20 protein-coding genes are annotated in these 22371 nt (G+C 62.7%); 5 read left to right on the plus strand and 15 right to left on the minus strand.

Annotated elements, in window-relative coordinates; translation table 11 throughout:
* The first annotated feature begins 4 nt into the window (after positions 1-4).
* The 5 genes from ACYG97_RS17690 (at position 5) to ACYG97_RS17710 (ending at position 5550) form a co-directional block, all read left to right on the plus strand.
* Positions 5-1507 carry a GMC oxidoreductase gene (locus ACYG97_RS17690; RefSeq protein WP_023733501.1) on the plus strand — a complete coding sequence of 501 codons (1503 nt, stop codon included), beginning with the start codon at positions 5-7 and terminating at the stop codon, positions 1505-1507.
* Positions 1504-2265, plus strand: coding sequence for a 3-ketoacyl-ACP reductase (locus tag ACYG97_RS17695; protein ID WP_023733502.1), 762 nt, complete (start codon positions 1504-1506; stop codon positions 2263-2265). Before ACYG97_RS17690 ends, ACYG97_RS17695 begins: the two co-directional genes overlap by 4 nt.
* A gap of 12 nt (positions 2266-2277) precedes the next feature.
* Positions 2278-3906, plus strand: a complete 1629-nt coding sequence (locus ACYG97_RS17700) for a GMC family oxidoreductase (protein WP_023733503.1) — start codon at positions 2278-2280, stop codon at positions 3904-3906.
* Positions 3907-3925: 19 nt separating this feature from the next.
* Positions 3926-4243: a Dabb family protein gene (locus tag ACYG97_RS17705; RefSeq protein ID WP_023725202.1), complete on the plus strand. Its 318-nt coding sequence runs from the start codon at positions 3926-3928 to the stop codon at positions 4241-4243.
* 89 nt (positions 4244-4332) lie between these two features.
* Entirely contained in the window at positions 4333-5550 is a 1218-nt protein-coding gene (locus ACYG97_RS17710) for an MFS transporter (RefSeq protein WP_023733504.1), read from the plus strand.
* A gap of 12 nt (positions 5551-5562) precedes the next feature.
* Here ACYG97_RS17710 and ACYG97_RS17715 read toward each other — a convergent pair whose 3' ends face one another.
* From ACYG97_RS17715 to ACYG97_RS17785, 15 genes are all read right to left on the minus strand, one after another.
* Positions 5563-6408, minus strand: coding sequence for an EamA family transporter (locus tag ACYG97_RS17715; protein ID WP_023733505.1), 846 nt, complete (start codon positions 6406-6408; stop codon positions 5563-5565).
* Positions 6409-6415: 7 nt separating this feature from the next.
* Entirely contained in the window at positions 6416-7324 is a 909-nt protein-coding gene (locus ACYG97_RS17720) for an endonuclease/exonuclease/phosphatase family protein (RefSeq protein ID WP_023733506.1), read from the minus strand.
* Between the two features lie 88 nt (positions 7325-7412).
* A complete protein-coding gene (locus tag ACYG97_RS17725; protein ID WP_460221601.1) occupies positions 7413-8966 on the minus strand; it encodes a cation:proton antiporter in 1554 nt (517 codons plus the stop codon).
* 148 nt (positions 8967-9114) lie between these two features.
* Positions 9115-10179, minus strand: a complete 1065-nt coding sequence (locus tag ACYG97_RS17730) for an ABC transporter ATP-binding protein (protein WP_023733508.1) — start codon at positions 10177-10179, stop codon at positions 9115-9117.
* A gap of 17 nt (positions 10180-10196) precedes the next feature.
* Positions 10197-10988 (minus strand): ABC transporter permease, encoded by a 792-nt coding sequence (locus ACYG97_RS17735; protein ID WP_023733509.1) that lies wholly within the window; start codon positions 10986-10988, stop codon positions 10197-10199.
* The gene (locus ACYG97_RS17740) at positions 10985-11902 is read right to left on the minus strand and encodes an ABC transporter permease (RefSeq protein ID WP_023733510.1); all 918 of its coding nucleotides are present in this window, start codon (positions 11900-11902) and stop codon (positions 10985-10987) included. Before ACYG97_RS17740 ends, ACYG97_RS17735 begins: the two co-directional genes overlap by 4 nt.
* A gap of 64 nt (positions 11903-11966) precedes the next feature.
* Positions 11967-13073, minus strand: coding sequence for an ABC transporter substrate-binding protein (locus tag ACYG97_RS17745; protein ID WP_023733511.1), 1107 nt, complete (start codon positions 13071-13073; stop codon positions 11967-11969).
* Positions 13074-13312: 239 nt separating this feature from the next.
* On the minus strand, positions 13313-14485 hold the full coding sequence (locus ACYG97_RS17750; RefSeq protein ID WP_023733512.1) for an iron-containing alcohol dehydrogenase: 1173 nt from the start codon (positions 14483-14485) through the stop codon (positions 13313-13315).
* An 18-nt stretch (positions 14486-14503) separates the two neighbouring features.
* Positions 14504-15889 carry an aldehyde dehydrogenase family protein gene (locus ACYG97_RS17755; RefSeq protein WP_023733513.1) on the minus strand — a complete coding sequence of 462 codons (1386 nt, stop codon included), beginning with the start codon at positions 15887-15889 and terminating at the stop codon, positions 14504-14506.
* Positions 15890-15902: 13 nt separating this feature from the next.
* Positions 15903-16322 (minus strand): type II toxin-antitoxin system VapC family toxin, encoded by a 420-nt coding sequence (locus tag ACYG97_RS17760; RefSeq protein WP_027049802.1) that lies wholly within the window; start codon positions 16320-16322, stop codon positions 15903-15905.
* Complete coding sequence (locus ACYG97_RS17765; protein WP_023695631.1) at positions 16319-16774, minus strand: DUF7662 domain-containing protein; 456 nt, start codon at positions 16772-16774, stop codon at positions 16319-16321. The genes ACYG97_RS17760 and ACYG97_RS17765 overlap by 4 nt, the downstream gene beginning before the upstream one ends.
* 89 nt (positions 16775-16863) lie before the next feature.
* Positions 16864-18234: a glutamine synthetase family protein gene (locus ACYG97_RS17770; RefSeq protein WP_023671164.1), complete on the minus strand. Its 1371-nt coding sequence runs from the start codon at positions 18232-18234 to the stop codon at positions 16864-16866.
* 79 nt (positions 18235-18313) lie between these two features.
* On the minus strand, positions 18314-19870 hold the full coding sequence (locus ACYG97_RS17775; RefSeq protein WP_023671163.1) for an amino acid permease: 1557 nt from the start codon (positions 19868-19870) through the stop codon (positions 18314-18316).
* Between the two features lie 78 nt (positions 19871-19948).
* Positions 19949-21493 carry an amino acid permease gene (locus tag ACYG97_RS17780; protein ID WP_023691842.1) on the minus strand — a complete coding sequence of 515 codons (1545 nt, stop codon included), beginning with the start codon at positions 21491-21493 and terminating at the stop codon, positions 19949-19951.
* A gap of 15 nt (positions 21494-21508) precedes the next feature.
* Positions 21509-22327: an N-formylglutamate amidohydrolase gene (locus ACYG97_RS17785; RefSeq protein ID WP_023671161.1), complete on the minus strand. Its 819-nt coding sequence runs from the start codon at positions 22325-22327 to the stop codon at positions 21509-21511.
* Positions 22328-22371 lie beyond the last annotated feature (44 nt).

Genomic DNA, 22371 nt, shown 5'->3' on the forward strand with positions numbered 1-22371 from the left:
CGAGATGGTCAGCCCCGATATCGTCATCATCGGCTCCGGCATCGGCGGCGCTACGATCGCTTCCGGCCTGGCCGGCAGCGGCGCCTCGGTCCTGATGCTGGAGCGCGGCGAGCCCTTGCCGGCAACGCCGCATGCCCGCGACACGCGCTCCATCTTCGTCGATGGCCACTACCGTCCGAAGGAGATGTGGCGCGAGCCCGGCGGCGGCGCCTTCAACCCCGGCAATTACTACTATGTGGGCGGCAATTCGAAATTCTACGGCGCGGTGCTGATCCGCTACCGCAAAGAGGATTTCGCCGCCATGGAGCACTTCGGTGGCGTCTCGCCGGCATGGCCGTTTTCCTACGATGAATTCGAGCCTTGGTATTCGAAAGCCGAGCAGCTGTTTCGCGTCCGCGGTTCACTCGGCGAGGATCCGACCGAACCGTTCCACTCGGTCCCCTATGCCTTCAAGCCGGTGCCCGACGAGGCGCCGATTGCGCGCGCCCGCGCCGAGTTGAAAGGCCTCGGCCTGCATCCGGCCTCGCTGCCGCTAGGCGTCGACATCGACACCTGGCTGAAAGAGGGCAAGACCGGCTGGGACGCATTCCCCAACACCGCCCAGGGCAAGGTCGATGCGCAGACCGGACCGCTGACGGCTGCACTTAAGGACAGCAATATCCGGCTCGAAACCGGCTGCCATGTCGAATATCTCGAAGCGTCGTCCGACGGCAAAAGCATCGCTGCCGTTCACTACCGTCAGAATGGCGAGCTGAAGAAAGTCGCGCCGAAGCTGGTCATCCTGTCCGCCGGCGCGGTCAATTCCGCCGTCATCCTGCTGCGCTCGCCTTCACCAGATGGCAAAGGCCTCGCCAACAGCTCCGACCAGGTCGGCCGCAATTTCATGAACCATAATTCGAGCGCCATGCTGGCGATCGATCCGCGCCGCAGGAACGACAGCGTCTACCAGAAGACGCTTATGCTGAATGACTACTATCTCTCCGACGGCAAAGGCGGCAAGCCGCTCGGCAACGTCCAGCTGCTCGGCAAGATCGACGGCAACATGTTGAAGGCCAACGTCAAACGCGTGCCGAAATTCGCGCTCGATTACATGGCCGGTCACGCCGTCGACTGGTATCTGATGTGCGAGGATCTACCCGATCCGGAAAGCCGCATCATGGTCGACGGCAAGGACATCGTCATGCAATGGCGGCGCTCCAACATGCAGTCGCTGGACGGGCTGACCAGGGTGATGCGTGAGAACTTCCGCGCCTGCGGTTATCCCATCGTGCTGTCGCGTCCCTTCGACAAGCGCACGCCCTCGCACCAGTGCGGCACGGTGAAAATGGGCGATGACCCGGCGACGTCGCCGCTCGACCCCTTCTGCCGCGCCTTCGACCACCCGAACCTGTTCGTCGTCGACGCCAGTTTTCTGCCGAACTCCGCAGCCGTGAATCCGGCGCTGTCGATTGCCGCCCAGGCGTTGCGCGTGGCCGAGCATATTCGCCGAACGGACCTCGCGGCATGACCCGCCCCGCAGCCATCGTCACCGGCGGCGCGCGCGGCATTGGACTGGCCTGCGCCGAGGCGCTGGCCGATGCAGGCTTCGACATTCTCGTCGCTGACCTGGCCAACGACCCCGCCAAACGGCTTGTTGAAAACATCATCGCGCGCCGCGCAAAGTTCGCTTACCACCGATGCGACATTGCCAGCCTTCCCGATCACGCATCGCTTATCGACGCCGCCACGCATGAGTTCGGCCGAATCGACTGCCTTGTCAACAATGCCGGCGTCGGCGCCATGGTGCGCGGCGACCTGCTGGAACTGACGCCCGAAAACTTCGACCGTGCGCTCGGCATCAATCTGCGCGGCACCGTATTCCTTAGCCAGGCCGTCGCCAAGGCGATGCTGGCGGCTCCCAGCAATCATCCGCGCTCGATCATCACCATCACCTCGGTCAGCGCCGATATGGCCTCGCCGGAACGCGCCGACTACTGCATCTCGAAAGCCGGCCTTTCGATGTGGGTGAAGAACCTGGCGCTACGGCTTGCGCCGGAAAACATCGGCGTGTTCGAACTGCGGCCGGGCATCATTCGCACCGACATGACCGCGAGCGTATCAGCCAAATACGACGCGCTTATCGACAGCGGCCTGGTGCCGGCAAAACGCTGGGGCGAAGCATCGGACATCGGCGCCGCGGTGGCGACGCTTGCCGCCGGCAAGCTCGGCTTTTCCACAGGCTCGATTATCAATGTCGACGGCGCGCTCTCCGTGCCTCGACTGTAGGTGGGTAGAGTTATGACCGACTACATCATCGTAGGTGCCGGCCCGGCCGGCTGCGTTCTGGCCAACCGGCTGAGCGAGGATCCAGCGAATTCCGTGCTGCTGCTCGAGGCCGGCGGCAAGGACTGGCACCCCTACATCCACATGCCGGCGGGCTTTGCCAAAATGACCAAGGGCATCGCTTCCTGGGGCTGGTCGACCGTGCCGCAGAGGCACATGCAGGACCGCGTCTTCTGGTATACGCAGGCGAAGGTGGTCGGCGGCGGCTCGTCCATCAATGCCCAGATATACACGCGCGGCAACGCTCGCGACTACGACGCATGGGAGAAGGAAGAGGGCCTCGCGGGCTGGGGCTATCGCGACGTGCTGCCCTATTTCAAGCGCGCCGAGAACAACCAGCGCTTCGCCAACGATTTTCACGGCGACCAGGGGCCGCTCGGCGTGTCGAACCCGATTTCGCCGCTGCCGATTTGCGAGGCCTATTTCCGTGCCGGCCAAGAGATGGGCATCCCCTTCAACCCGGATTTCAACGGCGCTAGCCAGGAAGGCGTCGGCTACTACCAGCTGACCCAGAAGGACGCCCGGCGCTCATCCGCTTCGGTCGCCTATTTGAAGCCCATCCGCGCCCGCAAGAACCTGACCGTCCGAACCGATGTGCTGGTCACCCGCATCGTCGTCGAGAAAGGCCGCGCCATCGGCGTCGAGACCGTCGACAAACCCGGCGGCGAGAAGACCATCATGCGCGCCGAGCGCGAAGTGATCGTCTCGTCGGGCGCCATCGGTTCGCCGAAGCTGTTGATGCAGTCGGGCATCGGCCCGGCTGATCACCTGAAATCGGTCGGCGTGACGCCGGTGCATGATCTGCCCGGTGTCGGCTCCAACATGCAGGACCATCTCGATTTGTTCGTCATCGCCGAATGCACCGGCGACCACACCTATGACAACTACGCCAAGCTGCACCGCACCGCGTGGGCCGGCTTGCAGTATCTGCTGCTGAAGAAAGGGCCGGTCGCCTCCAGCCTGTTCGAGACCGGCGGCTTCTGGTACGCCGATCCGACCGCCGCCTCGCCCGACATCCAGTTCCATCTGGGACTCGGCTCCGGCATCGAGGCCGGCGTCGAGAGGTTGAAGAACCCCGGCGTGACCTTGAACTCGGCCTTCCTGCGCCCGCGCTCGCGCGGCACGGTGCGGCTGAGCAGCGCCGACCCGGCCGACCACCCGCTGATCGATCCCAACTATTGGTCGGACCCTTATGACCGCGCCATGTCGATCAAGGGCCTCAGGCTTGCGCGCGAGATCATGCGGCAGAAGGCGCTTGCACCTTACGTGTTGCGCGAGGTGCTGCCCGGACCATCGCTCGCCAGCGACGACGAGCTGATCGACTATGCCTGCCGCACCGCCAAGACCGACCATCACCCCGTGGGCACCTGCCGCATGGGCCATGACGATATGGCGGTGGTCACACCGGACCTGCGCCTGCGCGGCATCGAGGGCCTGCGCGTCTGCGATGCCTCGGTGATGCCGCGCGTGCCTTCCTCCAACACCAATGCGCCGACCATCATGGTCGGCGAAAAAGGCGCCGACATCATCCTCGGCCGCGAGCCGCTGCCGCCGGCGGTGTTCTCCGGCAATCGGGCCGCATAGCCACTTAGGAGAACCACCAATGATCAGACACTGCGTCTTCGTACGCTTCCGCGGCGATGTGCCCGCCACCGAGCGCACGGCAATCCACGCCGATCTCGAAGCACTGCGCTCCGTTGTCGACGGCATGGACACGGTCCATTTCAGCGTCAATGTCAGCCCGGAGCCGTTCGCGCGCGGCTTCAGCCATGCCTTCACCATCGACTTCCGCGATGCCGCCGACCGCGACGCCTATCTCGTGCATGAAGCGCATCAGCGCGCCGGCGCCCGATTGGTCGCAGCGCTCGAAGGCGGCACCGACGGGCTGATGGTGTTCGATCTCGACATTACGAAAAAGTGACCGCGCTTCTTTCGAAAGCCGGCTGACGCCTGTTCTCTTTTGCGCCCCAAGGAACATATCGTTCTCCGGGGGCGCTTAGGAGGAACGTCGTGGCTCTCACCGCGCAGCAGAAGAAAACCGTCCTTGCCTCCTTCCTCGGCTGGACGCTCGACGCTTTTGATTTCTTCCTTCTGACGTTCCTGCTCACCGATATCGCAACCGAATTCAACACTGACGTCCCGGCAGTCTCCAAAGCGTTGTTCCTGACGCTGGCGACACGCTTCATCGGCGCCTTCTTCTTCGGCAGGCTGGCCGACAAATATGGCCGCAAGCCCATTCTGATGCTCAACATCGTCAGCTATTCGGTGATCGGCGCGCTGGCTGCCTTCTCGCCCAATCTCGGCGTTTTCCTGGCGCTGCGCGCTCTGTTCGGCATCGCCATGGGCGGCGAATGGGGGCTGGGCAGTTCGCTCGCCATGGAGTCCATTCCGCCCAGTGCCCGCGGCATGGTCTCGGGCATCCTGCAATGCGGCTATCCCACCGGCTACCTTCTGGCGGCCGTGGTGTACGGCGTGCTCTACCAGCAGACGATCGGCGGTTACACGATCGGCTGGCGCGCCATGTTCCTGCTCTCCTTCCTGCCGGCGCTGATCGTGCTCTTCATCCGCTCGCATGTGCCGGAATCGCCGGCCTTCGTCGAGGCGCTGAAATCCGTCAGACCTGGCCTTCTTGAAACGCTGCAGCAGCACTGGGGCGTCGCCGTCTATGCGGTCGTGCTGATGATGTTCTTCAATTTCTTCAGCCACGGCACGCAGGACCTCTACCCGACCTTCCTCAAGAAGCAGCATGGCTTCGACCCGCACACGGTGAGCTGGATCACCATCGTCGCCAATATCGGCGCCATCGTCGGCGGGTTGGCGTTCGGCGCACTGTCGGAGAAGATCGGCCGCGTCAACGCGATAACGCTCGCCTGCCTGATTGCCTTGCCCTCGATTCCGCTCTGGGCCTTCAGCTCGACACCGTTCATGCTGGCCATCGGCGCCTTCGTCATGCAGGTCGCGGTGCAGGGCGCCTGGGGCGTCATCCCGGTGCATCTTAACGAGCTGTCGCCCGGCGCCGTGCGGGCAACCTTGCCCGGCTTCATCTACCAGGCCGGCAATCTCGCGGCGTCCTATGGCGGTCCCTACCAGGCCGGCATCGCCGAGGCGTCTGGAGGCAGCTATGGCTACGCGCTGGCGCTGTTTGCCGGCGTGGTCGCCGTCTGCATCATCCTCGTCATCCGCTTCAGTCCGGAACGGCGCGGACAGGTGATGACGGTGCTCGGCTGAAGTATCAGGCTCTCAGCCCAGTCTGAGGGCCACGACACCGGCGACGATGCTGAGCGCGGCGGCGCCGCGCCAGCCTGTCATCTTCTCGCCGAGCGCGAAAACCGAGATCATCATGGCAAACAGGATCGACGTCTCGCGCAACGACGCCACCGAGGCGATCGGCGCCTTGGTCATCGCCCACATGACGATCCAGTAGGCCGCGCCGCTGAGCACGCCGGTGAACAGGCCTGCCTTCCAGTCGCGCGCCAGCACGGGCAGCGCCTTGGGCCCGCGAAAGATGAGGCACAGCACCAGCGCCCACGTGGCATCGCAGATGAACAGCCATGCGGCATAGCTCGTTGCCGTTGCGGCCAGCCGCGCGCCGCTGCCGTCGGAGAGCGTGTAGCTGGATATGAAGATCGAAGTGCCGAGCGCAAAGCCGACCGCCCGCACATTGATCCGCTCCAGATGCGCGCCGCCGCGAAACGACATCACCAGCGTGCCGGCCGACAGCAGCAGGATGCCGAGGATGGCGAAAGGCGCCGGCATCTCCTGCACCACGATAACGCCGCCGAGGGCGGTCAAAAGCGGCGCCGTGCCGCGCGCCAGCGGATAGGTCTGGGCGAAATCGCCGGCCTTGTAGGCGCCGATAAGGAAAGTCCGGTAGCCCATGTGAAAGAGCACCGAGGCGATGATGAGAGGCCACACTTCGGCCTTCGGAAACTCGACGAAGGGCAGCACGAAAAGCGCGGCAAACCCCATGCCCAGTGTCATCAGCGTGATCGACAGGAAGCGATCGAGATGGACCTTGACCAGCGCGTTCCAGATCGCGTGCATGGCGGCGGCGGCAAGCACCGCGAAGAAGACGAAAAGCGTCATCGAGGGCTCACCGATCTCCCGAGCTCAAAGGCGTTTCGAGATCGATATCGATCCGGACCGGAAAATGGTCTGAAGCGATCTCGCCTATATCGGCACTGACCGAGCGCACACGGTCCACGAACATACCGCCGACGAAGCAATGGTCGAGCCGGCGTTTTGCCACTTTCCCGTCGATCGTTTTCACATGGGTGTGGTAATCGGCAGCCGGCTCGCTAGCGACGGCAGCGGCATCAACAAAGCCGTCGAGATAGGCCGCCCCGCGATGATAGGGCGTGCTGCCGACGATGCGGCTGTATTCGGCGCTGCCAGGCTCCATGTTGAAATCGCCCATCCAGATCGCCGCCGTCGGGTTCTCCGGCTCGGCCTCGCCACTGGTCCAGTTGCGCGAAGGCTCATCGTCCGCGCCGCTCCACGGGCCTCCCTCGAACGGCGCGCGGCGATGCTCGGCCAAGAGATAGTCGATCTGCTCCAGCCGCTCCTCCGCCGCGATATGGGCGAGGTGCAGCGACAGGACCCTTACCGGTCCGGCGGGTGTGCGGATCATGCATTCGAGCGCGGCGTTGCGCGTGTTGAGCGGCCGCAGCGTGCGGCGCATGGGCAGCGCGTGCAGCCGCGACCAGGCGATCGGCAGCTTCGACAGCAGCATGGTGCCGAACTGGCGGCGGCGGTTGACGACCCGGCCGTCGCGCTGCTCACTGGCGTCCATGTCGAAGGCCGGGCCATAGACCCAGTAATAGCTAGGCAGCAGCTTGGACAGGACCTCCGGCTGGTCGTCCTCATTGGTGCGCTGCCAATGCCGCTCGACCTCCTGCAGCGCGATGATATCGGCGCCGTCGACCAGCTTGGTGCAGCGCGAAAGATCGTAACGGCCATCGCCGCCGAACCCGTACTGGATGTTGTAGCTGACCAGCTTCATTGCTTATCCGGCTCAATTTCGCTTTGGCAGTAGCGGTTCGGCAGATTGGTTGCAATGGACCGGCACGACGGCGGAACTGGGCCAGCGTCTATGATGTGGTCAGCGGCTGGAACCGACCCGCCGGCGATGCCGCCAGTTCGGCCCAGTCGATCTCTTCCTCCAGCCGGTGGTAGGCTTCGTCGCCGATCGTGCCGTTGCTGCGCAACTCCTCGAGCGTGTCGCGCTGGCGGTTGATGGCATAGAGGCGCAGCCGGTCGTATTCGGTCGCGGCCTGAGCGTCATCAGGGTTTTCCGCAATCAGGCGCTGCGCCTCATACTGCTCGCGCACGACAGCCGCCGCCGCAGATGTCTTGCGGCTCAGCACGTCCAGTGCTGCCTGCATGATGGCGACGCGCGCCTGCGCCACCTCATTGTCGACGGTTCTATCGGGGTCGAAGTTGATCCAGCGCAGCAGCGGCTTCAGCGTCATGCCTTGCAGCACCAGCGTGCCCAGCACCACCGCGAAGGCGGCAAGCACGATCGGGTCGCGGCCGGGAAAATCGGCCGGCAGCGCAATGGCCACCACCAGCGTCACCAACCCACGCATGCCGCACCAGCCGACAATGACGGCGCCGCCGAATGTCGGCAATTCCCGCCTTGCCTCTTGGCTGCCGCAGCGGGCAAGCCACCGGATGATCGCGACGTAACTCGCCACCCAGACAAGGCGCGCGACGACAACGACGACCAGCACCGTTGCGGCGAAAAGGAATGCTTCGCCTTGCCCGTCGCCGGCCAGCCTGCCAACGATCGTGCGTGCCTGCAGGCCCATCAGCACGAAAGCCAGCACGTTGAGCACGAACACGGCCGACTCCCAGACCGAATAGGTGCTGACGCGGCGTCTCGCCGACGACTGGCGCGGCGCCCTGCGCGCAATGGTCATGGCATAGACGACGATGGTGATGATGGCGGAAAGGCCCAGCCTGTCGGCGATGATCCACACGGCGAAGGTTCCGGCAAACTGCACCACCGTGCTGCTCGCCGCATCCTCGATGCGGCCGAGCGCCAGCAGCGAGACGCGGCCAAACAGATAGCCCGCGATCACACTGCCGATCGTTGCCAGCAGGATCACCGGAACGGCGTTGCTGAGCATGATCGTGCCAAGCGCCGCCGAAACCGCCAGCCGGTAGATCAGCAGCGCCGTGGCATCGTTGAGCAGGCTCTCGCCCTGCAGGATGGCGGTGATGCGGTGCGGTACCTTGAACTGGCTGAGCACGGCGGATGCGGCCACCGCATCCGGCGGCGCGACGATGGCGCCAAGCGCGATTGCCGCCGCGATCGGCAGGCCGGCCATCTTCCAGCCGACGAAGGCAACCACCACGGTGGTGAAGACGACGGCGCCTAGCGCCAGCAGCGCGAGCGACAGCCGGTAGCGCTTGAGGTCGCGCAGCGACGTGTCATAGGCGGCGTCGAGAAGCACTGGCGCGATGAACAGGGCAAGCGCCAGTTCCGGATCGATCTCGATTGTCGGCGCACCGGGTACGAAGGCGATCGCGACCCCGGCCAGAGCCAGCAGGGACGGATAGGGAATTTCCAGCCGCCGCGACAGCGCCGTCAGCGCGACGGCAGCCAGAAGCAGGATGAGGGTAAGTTCGAATAGCGCCATGGCCTATCGTAGCGGCGAAGCGGCATCATGGGCAGTGGCTGGATGGCAAGATGCTGTTGATTATCCAGCACTCGGGGTCCGGCAATGATACGGCCGTTCATCGCGCCAGCTCGAATCGACCGCCTCGGTCGCGCCAAAATGCTGCTTGCTAGTGCAGCACCAGCATATCGCTTGATGAGAACGATATGTCGGCCTTCTCGCCGACCGCGGGCGGTGGCGTTGCCGGGCTGTTGAAGGTGTCGAGCGACACCGTGTTGCCGCCGATGCCGACGCGAACGCGAATGACTGAGCCGAGGAAGTGCACTTCCGAGATTTCGCCCGACAGGCTTGAATCGCGCCCGGGTTGGCGTCCGAGCGAAATCGCCTCGGGACGCAGCGCCAGCGACAGGGTGTCACCGGACTTCGAGCCGTTGAGCTTGCCCATTAGCGAGACTTCCTGCGTGTTGACTTGCACCGTGCCGGCCGCGGCGTCGGTGACAGTGCCTTCGAGCACGTTCAGCGTGCCGACGAAATTGGCGACGAACTTGGTCGCCGGCCGGTTGTAGATCTCGAACGGCGTGCCGACCTGCTCGGCCTTGCCGCCATACATCACCGCGATGCGGTCGGAGATCGACAGCGCCTCTTCCTGGTCATGGGTGACGAAGATGGTGGTGATGCCGAGCTTCTTCTGGATCGAGCGGATTTCCTCGCGCAACGACACACGTACTTTGGCATCGAGCGCCGACAGCGGCTCGTCGAGCAGAAGCAGCTTCGGCTTCGGCGCAATGGCACGCGCCAGCGCGATACGCTGCTGCTGGCCGCCCGAGAGCTGATAGGGATAGCGGTCGGCCATCTGCGGCAGCTTGATGATGTCGAGCATCTCCGCGACCCGGGCATCGATCTCTGCCCTTGCCATCCCGGCGACCTTCAGGCCGAAGCCGATATTCTGCGCCACGGTCAGGTTCGGGAACAGCGCATAAGCCTGGAACACCATACCGACATTGCGCTGGTTGGGCTTCAGCCGCGTAATGTCCTTGCCGCCAACCACGATCTTGCCGGCGCTTGGCTCTTCGAAACCGGCGACCATGCGAAGCACGGTGGTTTTGCCACAACCGGACGGGCCGAGGAACGAGACGAATTCACCGCGCTCGACGTCGAGATTGAAGTCCTCCACGACCGTGGTGGCGCCGAAGGATTTTCGAACGTGCTGGATGGAGAGGAATGAGTCGGCCATTGGCGTGGTTCTCTCGATCAATTTGGGCGGTTCGCCGATTTCGGCGCGAAGCGAGACAGGATCTGGATCAGCGACATGCAACCCCAGGTGATTGCGAATGCTATCACCGCAAGGGCGGCCGGTTCATAGGCGCGGTTGGCGCCGATGTTCTGCAGATACGGGCCGAAAGCCGGACGGCTGAGCAGACTGGCCATTGTAAACTCGCCGATGACGATTGCGAAGGTCAGGAATGCGCCGGACAGCACCGCGATCAGCACATTGGGCAGGATCACGCGGGTGATGATCGTGCCCCAGCCGGCGCCGAGGATTTGAGCGGCTTCGGTCAGCGTGCGCACATCGATGGTGCGCAGCCCAGTATCGACGGCGCGATACATGTAAGGCAAAGACAGCGTCGTATAGCCAATGACAAGCAACGCGTTCGCACCCCAACTGCTTGCCAGGAACGGCAATGGCGAGTTCGAGCCGTACATCCTGATATACCCGAAGACGATGACGATTGCCGGAATGACCAGCGGCAAAAGGGTGATGAATTCGACGATTGGCCTGAGCTGCGGCAGACGCAGCCGGATCCAGTACGCCGCCGGCACCACGATCAGCACTCCCAGAACAATGGTGCAGACCGCCGCGATGACTGAAAACAGGAAGGTTGACTGGAAGCGCGCGTCGCCCAGTACGACCTGATAGGCGTCGAAGGAGTGGACGCCGCGCCGCATGCGCAGCGAGAACTCGACCGTCGCCATCAGCGGAATGAAGAAATAGGCGGCCCCGATAACAAAGACGACCCAGGCCCAGAACTTACCCGATTTCATTTGAGCCACCTTTCGGAGCGAGTCCGAAACCAGATGTAGAAGACATTCGCCAGCCCGGTGATGACGATCATGCCGAAGGCGATGGCATAAGCAAGCTGCGGGTTGTGCAACACGTCGCCATTCATCTGCGAATAGAGCTTGATCGGGACGATGTTGAGCGTCGGGCCGGCAAACGCATAGGCCGTAGCGATGGCGCCGAAGGCGTTGGCGAACAAAAGAATGACGGTGCCGAGGAAGCTCGGCCATATCACGGGAATGACCACCATGCGCCAGTACTGGGCCTGCGTGGCACCAAGCGTGGCCGCGGCCTCGCCCCACTCCTTCTTCAAGCCGTCGATGGCCGGCACGATGATGACCACCATCAGCGGTATCTGGAAGAACAGATAGACCGCGATCAGGCCCGTCGTGGTGAGAAAATTGAAGCCCATCGCGTAAATGTTGATGTTGAGCACGTCACGCAGAAGCGTCGTGACGATACCGACACGGCCGAGCGTAGCCAGGAAGGCGAAGGCGAGCGGCAAGCCGGCGAAATTCGAGGCGACGCCCGAAAAGGTCAGGGTGGCGGAGCGCGTCCAGCTTGGAAGTCCGCCGCGCACGATCGCGATCGCTATTGCGAGCCCAGCAAACGCCCCGATGATGGCCGACCAGAAACTGATCTTGATCGAAGACCAGTAGGAATTGCTGATCGACGGATCGGTGACCAACTGCAGGATATTGTCGAGCGTGAACCCGCCTTCACCGTTCCGGAAGGCGCCCAACACGAGATAGAGCGTGGGCAGGATCAAGAACATCAGGGCAAAGATAAAGAAAGGCGCCACGCCGATCCATTGCGTCGGCAAGCGGAAGGCGGTCGCCTCCTTCGGTGACACCGGCTTGGTGGCAAATGCCTGATTGGAAAGCGAGAGATCGGTCATGCGCCGGCTACCGTCTTCTGGAGAGGGCCGGGCGGCCTCGCGGCCGCCCGGTTGGCTTCAAGTCTTACTTGACGTTGGCGCCGACAGTGGCGTCCCAGTTCTTGCTGACGACTTCCTTGGCTTTGCCCTGCTCGTCGAGCGTCGGGAACACTGCCGAGGCATAGGATTCCGCCGGCGGCAACTTGGCCATCACGTCCGCCGGGAGCTTGCCGTTCTTGGCAAGATCGTTGAAGCGGATCGGATGGCAATAGCCCTTGAGCCAGCCGATCTGGCCTTCGTCGGAGTAGAGATACTCCAGCCAGAGCTTGGCAGCGTTCGGATGCGGTGCGAAAGCACTGATCGCCTGCACATAGACGCCGGCAACGACGCCGGTCTTCGGCACGATGACGTCGACGGGCGGGTTGCCCTTCAGCGTGTCGCGGCCTGCGAGCGCGTTGTAGTCCCAGGTGATCAGGATCGGGGTCTGGCCCTGAGCAAGTGTCGCGGCTTTGCCGACGACGGGAACGAAATTGCCAGCGGCGTTGAGCTTCTTGAAGAAGTCGAGGCCAGCGGTGCCAGCGGCTTCACCAGCGGCGGCGCCCGTCGACAGGCCAGCGGCATAGACGCCCTGGATTGCCTGGTTCGACGTGCGCGGATCGCCGGCAAGGGCTACCGAGTTGGCAAATTCCGGCTTCAGCAGGTCGGCCCAATCGGCCGGTGCTTCCTTGACCAAGTCCTTGTTCACTTCGAAAGCGAGCACGCCGTAATAGTCGCCGGTCCAGAAACCGTCGGCATCCTTGGCGCTGTCAGGAATCGAGTCCCAGGTCGACACCTTGTAAGCCTGGATCAGGCCATCTTTCTTGGCGGTCGGGCCGAAGGACAGGCCAACGTCGATGACGTCGGGCGCCTGCGGGCCCTTGTTGTCCTTGTTGGCCTTGATCGCCTCGACCTCGTCGCCGGAGCCGGCATCGGGGTTGAGTTCGTTGATGGTGATCTCAGGATACTTTGCCTTGAAGCCGTCGATGACGGCGCCGTAGCCGCACCAGTCATGCGGCAGCGCGATGGTCGTGAGCTGGCCTTCCTTCTTCGCAGCGGCAACCAGTTCATCCATGGACTGGGCCGACGAGATAGCAGAGGTCGCCATGAGGGCGACGGCCGAAAGGGAAAGCACTTTCCCTGTGAACTTGAACATGTGTTCTCTCCGTTGAACTGGCGTCCTGGACGCCTGCGATGCGGTATCGGTTTCATATGACAGCCAGATGAAAGCTTTTTGAAACTGGCCCCCGGCGGTACGAAAAGTTAACTCTTTTTAACCGGCTGTAGCAATTAGCCTCGACTTAATTTCCCGGCTAATGGTTTATTGCCTTGCTTTTTGCCCCCTTGCCCTTCCTTTCCCTTCGTTTTTAGATCACGTCCGGCGCAGAAACCGCCTCAGACAGTGCCGGCGATAGTGTTCTCGAGCAGCGTCAGCGCTGCTTTCTTGGTCAGCCTGACCGGGTTGCCGCCGGCTGTCGGATCGACCACCGCCATGTCGGCGATCAGCCCCTTGCGCTTCTTGTCCATGTCGAGCCCCTTGATCAGATCGGGCAGCGCATGCGGCACCTTCAATTCCTTGCGCAGCTTGATGATCGCTTTGGCAAAGCCGTCGAAGCCACCCTTGATGCCGCAATAGACAGCGAGCCGGGCAATCCGCTCCTCGATGGAGTCGCGATTGAAGTCCAAGACATAGGGCATGAACACCGCATTCGTCATGCCGTGATGGGTGTCGTAGAGCGCGCCGATCGGATGCGACAGCGAGTGGATGGCGCCAAGACCCTTCTGGAAGGCGGCAGCACCCATGGCGGCCGCACTCATCATGTGGGCGCGCGCGACAAGGTCCTTGCCGTTGGCGTAGGCCTTGGGCAGGTTCTCGAACACCAGGCGCACACCTTCCACCGCAATGCCGTCGGCCATCGGGTGATAGCCCGGCGCGCAATAGGCTTCGAGGCAGTGCGCCAGCGCATCCATGCCGGTGCCGGCGGTGATGAAGCCGGGCATGCCGACCGACAGTTCCGGATCGGCAATGACGATTGCCGGCAAAAGCTTCGGATGGAAGATCACCTTCTTGGTGTGCGTCGCCTCATTGGTGATGACGCCGGCACGCCCGACTTCCGAGCCTGTGCCGGCAGTGGTCGGCACGGCTATGATCGGCGCGATGGCATCCGAATTGGCGCGCGTCCACCAGTCGCCGACATCCTCAAAGTCCCAGATCGGCCGCGTCTGGCCAGCCTGGAACGCGATCAGCTTGCCGAGATCGAGCGCTGAACCGCCGCCGAAGGCGATGACGCCGTCATGCTTGCCCTTCTTGAACACGGCGATCCCGGCGGTGAGGTTGGAATCGACCGGGTTCGGCTTCACCTCGGAGAACACGCCATAGGATACCTTGGCGTCGTCGAGGATTTTCAGCGTCGAAGCGACGACCGGCAGTTTCGCCAACCCCGGATCGGTGACGAAAAGCGGCCGCTTAATGCCGGTGGCCGCGAGCACCTCAGGCAGTTCCTTGATGCGCCCGGCACCGAAGCGGACGGTGGTCGGGTAGTTCCATTTGGAGATCAGCTTGGACATGTCTTGTCTTTCAAAAAATCAGATGGCTTCGCGCAGATGGAAGGATTTCGGCCGGGTCAGATTGTCGTAGCCGAGCGCCGAAAGGGCGACGCCTTTGCCGGTGTCCTTGACGCCGGTCCAGACCAGCGCCGGATCGAGGTAGTCGCAGCGGTTCATGAACACGGTGCCGGTCTCGACGCGGTCGCCGATCGCCACCGCATGCTCGATATCGCCGGTCCAGATCGAAGCGGTCAGCCCGTAGGGGCTGTCGTTCATCAGCGCGATCGCCTCCTCGTCGTTACGCACCTTCATGATGCCGACGATCGGGCCAAAACTTTCCTCGCGCATGACGCTCATCTGGTGGTCGACGCCGGTCAGCACTTCCGGCGCCAGATAGGGCGAGCCGGCCTTGTCGTTAGCCACCTTCATATTGATGTGTGCGATTGCACCCTTGCGCAGCGCCTCGGCCTTCTGCTCGCGGATCAGGTCGGCAAAGCGCGCCTGCGCCATCGGCCCCATTGTCGTCTCCTGTTCCAGCGGATTGCCGACGACATAATTCTTCGTCTCGGCGATGAAACCTTCGACGAACTGGTCGTAGACCTTCTCATGCACATAGACGCGCTCGATGCCGCAGCAGCACTGGCCGGAATTGTAGAAGGCGCCGTCGACCAGATTGGCCACCGCATGGTCGAGCTTGGCGTCGGGCAGCACATAGGCCGGATCCTTGCCGCCGAGTTCGAGCCCGAGCGTCATGAAGGTGCCGGCCGCCGCCTTCTCGATGGCGCGGCCGCCGCCGACCGAACCGGTGAAATTGACATGGTCGATCTTGCCCGAGCCGAGCAGCTTCTCGGTCTGGGCATGGTTCAGCACGACATTCTGGAACACGCCCTTGGGCAGCCCAACCTTGTCGAACGCCTGCTGGAACCGTTCGCCGACCAGCAGCGTCTGCGCCGCATGTTTGAGGATAACGGTATTGCCGGCCATCAGTGCCGGCACGATGGTGTTGACGGCGGTCAGATAGGGATAGTTCCACGGCGCGATCACCATGACGACGCCGAGCGGATCCTTCTTCACATAGCGTCGGAAGCCGTCCTTCGGGTTGGATGCCGGCACGGATTTCAGCGCGGCTTCAGCGATCTCGACCATGTAATTGGTGCGTTCCCTGACGCCGCCGAACTCGCCGCCATAGCGCACCGGTCGCCCCATCTGCCAGGCGATCTCCGGCACGATCTCGCCGGTCATCGCGACCAGCGCTTCGAGCATCGCCAGCATAAATTTGCCGCGCTCGACGATCGGTGTCAGCGCCCACTTCTCCTGCGCCGCCTTGGCGCGCTCGACCGCGGCATTGATCGCCTGGTCGGTCGCGATCGGCCGCTCGGCGTAAATCGAACCATCGATGGGCGATTTGAGTTTTACGGTTTCCAAAGGATACTCCAAGTTAGCAGGCTAGGGTGCGCAGATGGCCATTGCGGCCATAGCGAAGGATGGGCTCGTCACGCGTCACCAGAACCATGTCCAACGCTCTCGCACTTGCCATCAGTATCCGATCGATGGGATCACCATGAGGCGGACCGGGCAGGTTGGATGACGCAATCAGAATGGCTGGTGAGATAGCGCTGAGCTTTGCCGACATTCGCTCGATGAATCGCTCCACGAAGTCGAGTGGTGCCAATGGCAGATTGAGCCGACCCTTGGCTACGCCGATTCCGATCTCCCATGCCGACATCGGTGAAAGATACAGACGGCCGTCATAGGCCGCTTCCGAAATCTCCCGGCTTGCGTGCGGATCGATCAGACTATCGTTGGCGACAAAGATCACCGCACATGTATCCAGAAGCAGGTTTGGCCCTTCGCTCATTTACGCACCGCAAGTTTGCCGTCACGCGCGTCAGCCTCACCGCCCAGATAGCCCCGGTCCCATGGCTCGTCATCGAAAGGTTTGGTGATATCAAATCCGGCTTCGATCGTTATTAGGCCCTTCATGAAACCAAAACCGGGGTGGCGATCCGCGCGCGCCTCCTTTGGCGCGGCAGGCACGCTACCACTGGGCGGCGCCGAAATGGGTACTTTGCGAACGCGGCGAAATACCAGTTTCCCACTCCCTATATTGACGGATTCGGTCTCGAACCCAGCCTCAAGCCACTCCCTTGTCATGGGATTGTTGCTCGGATTGTTGCTCCACCATGCAGGGTATTGCTTCGATGCGGGCAGCGGCAGATTGAGCACTCTCTCGATTTCGGCGAATGACATCGGAACGCGATCGACATTTTGGGCAATGAGAAAGTCCTTGAGCGGCGCATATTTGGACATTGCAAACTCCTCAATGTAGCGCACTGCAGTTTACAGGTACCATATGGTACTAACTTCACTACAGTGTCAACATTAAAGCTGTATAAAGTTTAATACCGCTCGAACCCTCTGTGCAGTTCCCAATCCGTAATGCGGCGGTCGTATTCGAATTGCTCCCACTTTGCGGTGTGGACATAATGTTCGAGCACATCGTCGCCGAGCGCCTGCTTCAGCATCTTCGACTTGGCCAGCGTCTCGGTGGCGTCGCGCAGCGTCTTCGGGATCTCCGGCAGGCGCGAGGCCTGGTAGGCATCGCCGACGAACGGCTTCTGCAGTTCGAGCTTCTCGTCGATGCCGGCAAGGCCGGCGGCGATCAGCGCCGCGAAAGCGAGATAGGGGTTCAGGTCGGCGCCGCCGATGCGGCATTCCATGCGGATGCCCTTGGTGCCCTCACCGCACAGGCGGAAGCCGGCGGTGCGGTTGTCCTCGCTCCACATGATCTTGGTCGGTGCGAAGGTGCCGGCCTGGAAGCGCTTGTAGGAGTTGATGTAGGGCGCCAGGAACCAGGTAAACTCCCTGGCATATTTCAGTTGCCCAGCCGCCCATTGCTGGCCAAGCGTGGACAAAGTCCAGTCCGCCTTCTTGTCGAAGAACAATGGCGTCTTGCCATCGGCGCTCCACAGCGAATTGTGGATGTGGCTGGAATTACCGGCGAGCCCGTAATTGTATTTCGACATGAAGGAAATCGACTTGCCTTCGGACTCGGCAATCTCCTTGGCGCCGTTCTTCAGGATGACGTGGCGGTCCGCCATGTCGAGCGCCTCGGCATAGCGGACATTGATCTCTTCCTGGCCCGGGCCCCATTCGCCCTTGGAGTTTTCGATCGGAATGCCCGCCGCTTCCATCTCGTTGCGAAGCCGGCGCATGACGCCTTCTTCCTTGGTGGTGATGCCGATCTGGTAGTCGCCGATATAGGGCGACGCGGTGTCGAGCCCCTGCCAGTGCTTCTTGCGGGCGGAATCGTAGGTCTCGTTGAACAGGTAGAATTCGAGCTCGGAGGCGAAGTAGCCGATATAGCCGCGTTCGGTGAGCCGCTTGACCTGCTTTTTCAGCATCGCGCGCGGCGAATGCGGAAGGTCGTCATGGGTGTGGTGGTCGAGCACGTCGCAGATCACCAGCGCGGTCTTTTCCAGCCACGGAATCCGCCGCAGCGTGGCAAGGTCCGGCTTCATGACGAAGTCGCCATAGCCCTTCGACCAGCTTGCCGCCTTGTAGCCCGGCACCGGCTCCATATCGATGTCGGCGGCGAGCAGATAGTTGCAGCCATGCGTCTCGTCATGAGCAGAATCCACAAAGTACTGCGCCAGGAAACGCTTTCCCGCGAGCCGCCCCTGCATGTCGACGATGCAGGCCAGCACCGTGTCGATCTCGCCATTGGAGACCGCTTTCTTCAACTGATCGAACGAGAAATTTCCGGCCATTCCTTTGGCACTCCAGTGCTTGGTCGTTGAGGACGAAACCATAGCCGGCTGCACGCCGGCCATGGCCATGATGGTGACGTCAGTGGCCGGTTTCGCCGACAGCCTGTTCGGCAGCCTTGATCGCTGCCTGACGCGCCGCGATGATGTCGCCCAGCGGCGGGCCCTGGAAGCGATTGCGCTCGAAGGCGAACCAGACAATCGCCGTCAGGATGAAGAAGCCGACGGTGATGTACAGCGCCCAGTCGTTCGGCGGCTGGATGCCGATGATGAAGATCAGGATCATCGACACTATGGAAAGGACCCCGAACAGCATGAAGATGCCACGGCCCAGGTTCCACGGTCCCATCTTGTCCCACTTCGGCGTGCCCCAGGCCAGCATGCCGAGCACGATCGGCACGGTGAAGGACAGGAACAGGAAGATGACGGTGCAGGACACGACGATGGTGTAGGCCGAAGTACCGGCGACCGAAACCAGCGTCGAACCCCAGACGAACAGCACCGACAGGACCGACGCCGTCCAGATCGCCGCCACCGGCGTGCGATAGGTCGGGCTGACCTTGGCCAGTGCCGACGAGCCCGGCAGGCCGCCGTCACGCGAGAAGGCAAAGATCATGCGCGAAGCCGAGGTGACGGTTGCGAGGCCGCACAACAGCTGGGCGATGAACACGACGAGGTAGACGAACTCCTTGAGGCCGGGACTGACGCGCTGGTCGAAGGCCCAGAAGAACACGTTCCAACCCTGCTTGGCGGCGTCGTCCATGTTGGGGATCATCAGCACGAAGGCGGCCAGGAACAAATAGCCGAAGACCGCCGACCAGATAACCGACATCACCATCGCACGCGGCACCGATGAGGCCGCCTTGATGGTTTCCTCGGAAGTGTGTGCCGAAGCATCGTAGCCGGTGATGGTGTAGATCGGCAGCAGAAGGCCGAGAGCGAACACCCAGGCGTTCGAGACGGACGGCCAGACGCTGGCGCCGGCCTCACCCGAGTAGTTGTGGAAGGTGAAGAGCCGGCTGAAATCCCAGGTCTCGGCGGAGAACAGGCAGACGACAGCAATCAGGATCGAGCCGAAGAAGATCAGGTAGCCCGAAAAGTCGGTCAACTTCGCAGTCAGCTTGATGCCGAGATGGTTGATCAGCGCCTGGGCGCCAGTGATGATGACCAGGAAGATCATCTGATTGGTCAGCGTACCCTCGATGCCGAGCGTCGGCCCGAAGGCGCCGATGAAGAACGTCCAGGTGCCGACATTGATGGCGCCGAGCACGGTGATCAGGCCGAGCAGGTTGAGCCAGGCCGTCACCCAGCCGGTGCCGCGATTGCCGAGGATCGAACCCCAGTGATAGAGGCCGCCGGCCGTCGGATAGGCCGAGCTGATCTGCGACATGGCGACCGCGAAGGTGAGCGAAACGAAGCAGCCGACCAGCCAGCCGATGCCGATACCGATACCGCCGGCGCCCGACGTTGCCTGCGCCAGCGAATTGATGCCGCCCGACAGGATGCAGATGATGGAGAAGGAAACGGCGAAGTTGGAGAAGCGGCTTAGCCGCCGCTCAAGTTCCTGGGCGTAGCCCATGGAATGGAGGTGCTTTACGTCTTCCGCCTTGTCTGTGTCTGAATAACCCGGTGCTGCCATTGTAGTCCCCTTTGCATTCTTAGCTGGCCGGCCCTGCTCCGGTCGGCTTGCGCCGGCCGGAGCATCTAGTCTTTGCTGTTAGCCTGCCGTCTGGCCGACGGCTGCTTCCGCGGCCGCGATCTCCGAAGCGCGGCGAGCAATGTCGGCGCCGATCGGCGGGCCCTTGAAGCGGCGCGATTCGATGCCGAACCACAGCACCACGAGCAGAACGATCAGGCCGATGGCATAGTTGATCAGGATGTCGAAGGGCGGCTGGATGCCGGCATACATCAGCACCAGAACGCCAAGCACCGTGATGACGGCGAACGGCTTGGACCAGATGCCGAGGCGGAACGGGCCGAATTCGGTCCAGCTCTTGCCCTCGGCAAGCAGGCCGGCGGCCACGGGCATGGCGTAGGACACGTAGAGGAACAATGCACAGCCGGCCGCCAGTGCGGCAAAAGCCGGCGAGTACAATGTCGCTGCGACCGCGAGCACCGCTCCGAGCCAGATTGCCGCCACCGGCGTGCGCCATGTCGGGCTGACGGTTTTCCACACCGACGAACCGGGCAGGCCGCCGTCACGCGCGAAGGCAAAGATCATGCGCGAGGTCGACGTCAGTCCGGCGAGAGCGCAGATGAAGTTCGCCAGCACGATTGCGATGGCAATGATGCTCTTCAGCAGGAATGGTGCCGGCAGGTTGTTGAAGAGATTGAACCAGGCATTGGCGCCATCCTTGGCCGTCGCTGCCAGATCGGGGCTGGCCAGTACGAACGAAACGGCCATGACGAAGCCGAACACCAGCGACCACAGGACCGAATGGATCATGCCGCGCGGCACCGCCACGCGGGCATTGTGGGTCTCTTCGGACGTGTGGGCCGAAGCGTCGAAGCCGGTGATGGTGTAGAGTGGGTAGAGCAGGCCGATCAGGAAGGCGACGAGTGCCGTCCGTGCGGTCGGAACGTAGCCTGCGCCTGGATCACCGGTGTTGTTGACGAAGGTGGTGAGCCGCGAGAAATCCCAGCTTGCGCCCCAGATCAGGAACATCGCGGTCAACACGACGGCGACGACCAGAATGAGGTAGCCCGAGAAATCCGTCAGCATGGTGGTGAGCCTGATACCGAAATGGTTGATCAGCGCCTGTGCGACCGTGATGATCACAACGCCGATCACCTGCTCCTGATAGCCCCACGCGGAGACGTCGTTGCCGAACACGCCGGACCAGACAAGGTCCTTGAACAGCGCGTAGACGCCGACATTGACCGAGGCGACGACGAAGACCAGGCCGAGCAAGTTGATCCAGGCCGTGGCCCAGCCCCAGCCGCGCCCGCCGAGAATTGACGACCAGTGGTAGAGACCGCCGGCCGTTGGGTAGGCCGAGCCGATCTGGCCAAGGGACGCGGCAACGACAAGTGCAAAGACGCCGCCGATGACCCAGCCGACAGTCGCCTCGAAGCCGCTGCCGGTCGCCATGGCCAGCGGGAAGGACGTGATGCCGCCCGCCAGAATACAAATGATCGAAAAGGAAATTGCGAAATTCGAGAAGCCGCTCATGCGGCGAGCCAACTCCTGGGCATAGCCCATGCTATGGAGGGTTTTTACATCCTCCGATCTTTCAGCGTCTGATTTGTCCGGTCCTGCCATTTTCGTCCCCTGTTTCTAGCTGGCCGATTGAACTGACTTTCCCATTGCGTGTCGCCGGGAACCCTTGGCCTCCTCGGGTTCCAGGTCAGAAAAAATGCCCGTGAGCAGATCCGCCCATTTCCGCTGCCCGGTCTCGCCGGAGATCTCGTCGTTGCGGATTTCGATCATTGCGCAGGCAAGGCCGCGCGAGCGTGCATGGCGCTCCAAAGTGAAATAGACGCGGTCGGCCGGCGAATAGGGCTCGTTGATGCCGACAGTGACGCCGGAGAGCCGCTGCAGCGCCGCTATCAGCGGCGACGCCAGCCGGCGGTCGTCATCATGGATGATGCCGATATGCCAAGGCCGGTTCTTGCCCTTGTAGACCGGCGTGAAGGAATGCACCGACACCAGCCGGGTGTCCTGCCCACGCGCCTGCCGGTCGTCGATGATCGATGCGATCGTGTCGTGGAACGGCCGCCACGACAAAGCGATGCGCTCGGCGCGCTCACTGTCCGACAGGCCGGCATTGCCCGGAATGGCCGTCGTCTCGCTGACCGGCGGCACCAGGTCCGGTGCGTCGAGCGGACGGTTGCAGTCGATTATCAGGCGCGAGATGCGGGTTTCGATGAGCGTCGCATCGAGGGCGGTCGCGATGCGGCGCGCCACCGGCAGCGCGCCGGGGTCCCAGGCGATGTGGCGGGAGAGGTCCTCGGCCGGCAGGCCAAGCGTGCCGAATTCGGACGGCAGGAAGTTGGAAGCGTGGTCGCAGGTCAGCACGAAAGGGCTGGACCCGCCGGGGTTCGTCACCCCTACGGTATCAGACGATGCAAGGCTGGCGGGCCGTGCTCTCTCCATAGTCTGCCGTCCCCTGGGGAGCGCTGTATCTTATGTTACGTATT

The sequence above is a fragment of the Mesorhizobium sp. W067 genome, from assembly GCF_054719525.1.

Coding starts and splice junctions, on each gene's coding strand:
- ACYG97_RS17690 (WP_023733501.1), top strand. CDS start 5: ATGGTCAGCCCCGATATCGTCATCATCGGCTCCGGCATCGGCGGCGCT.
- ACYG97_RS17695 (WP_023733502.1), top strand. CDS start 1,504: ATGACCCGCCCCGCAGCCATCGTCACCGGCGGCGCGCGCGGCATTGGA.
- ACYG97_RS17700 (WP_023733503.1), top strand. CDS start 2,278: ATGACCGACTACATCATCGTAGGTGCCGGCCCGGCCGGCTGCGTTCTG.
- ACYG97_RS17705 (WP_023725202.1), top strand. CDS start 3,926: ATGATCAGACACTGCGTCTTCGTACGCTTCCGCGGCGATGTGCCCGCC.
- ACYG97_RS17715 (WP_023733505.1), bottom strand. CDS start 6,408: ATGACGCTTTTCGTCTTCTTCGCGGTGCTTGCCGCCGCCGCCATGCAC.
- ACYG97_RS17720 (WP_023733506.1), bottom strand. CDS start 7,324: ATGAAGCTGGTCAGCTACAACATCCAGTACGGGTTCGGCGGCGATGGC.
- ACYG97_RS17725 (WP_460221601.1), bottom strand. CDS start 8,966: ATGGCGCTATTCGAACTTACCCTCATCCTGCTTCTGGCTGCCGTCGCG.
- ACYG97_RS17730 (WP_023733508.1), bottom strand. CDS start 10,179: ATGGCCGACTCATTCCTCTCCATCCAGCACGTTCGAAAATCCTTCGGC.
- ACYG97_RS17735 (WP_023733509.1), bottom strand. CDS start 10,988: ATGAAATCGGGTAAGTTCTGGGCCTGGGTCGTCTTTGTTATCGGGGCC.
- ACYG97_RS17740 (WP_023733510.1), bottom strand. CDS start 11,902: ATGACCGATCTCTCGCTTTCCAATCAGGCATTTGCCACCAAGCCGGTG.
- ACYG97_RS17745 (WP_023733511.1), bottom strand. CDS start 13,073: ATGTTCAAGTTCACAGGGAAAGTGCTTTCCCTTTCGGCCGTCGCCCTC.
- ACYG97_RS17750 (WP_023733512.1), bottom strand. CDS start 14,485: ATGTCCAAGCTGATCTCCAAATGGAACTACCCGACCACCGTCCGCTTC.
- ACYG97_RS17760 (WP_027049802.1), bottom strand. CDS start 16,322: ATGAGCGAAGGGCCAAACCTGCTTCTGGATACATGTGCGGTGATCTTT.
- ACYG97_RS17765 (WP_023695631.1), bottom strand. CDS start 16,774: ATGTCCAAATATGCGCCGCTCAAGGACTTTCTCATTGCCCAAAATGTC.
- ACYG97_RS17770 (WP_023671164.1), bottom strand. CDS start 18,234: ATGGCCGGAAATTTCTCGTTCGATCAGTTGAAGAAAGCGGTCTCCAAT.
- ACYG97_RS17775 (WP_023671163.1), bottom strand. CDS start 19,870: ATGGCAGCACCGGGTTATTCAGACACAGACAAGGCGGAAGACGTAAAG.
- ACYG97_RS17780 (WP_023691842.1), bottom strand. CDS start 21,493: ATGGCAGGACCGGACAAATCAGACGCTGAAAGATCGGAGGATGTAAAA.
- ACYG97_RS17785 (WP_023671161.1), bottom strand. CDS start 22,327: ATGGAGAGAGCACGGCCCGCCAGCCTTGCATCGTCTGATACCGTAGGG.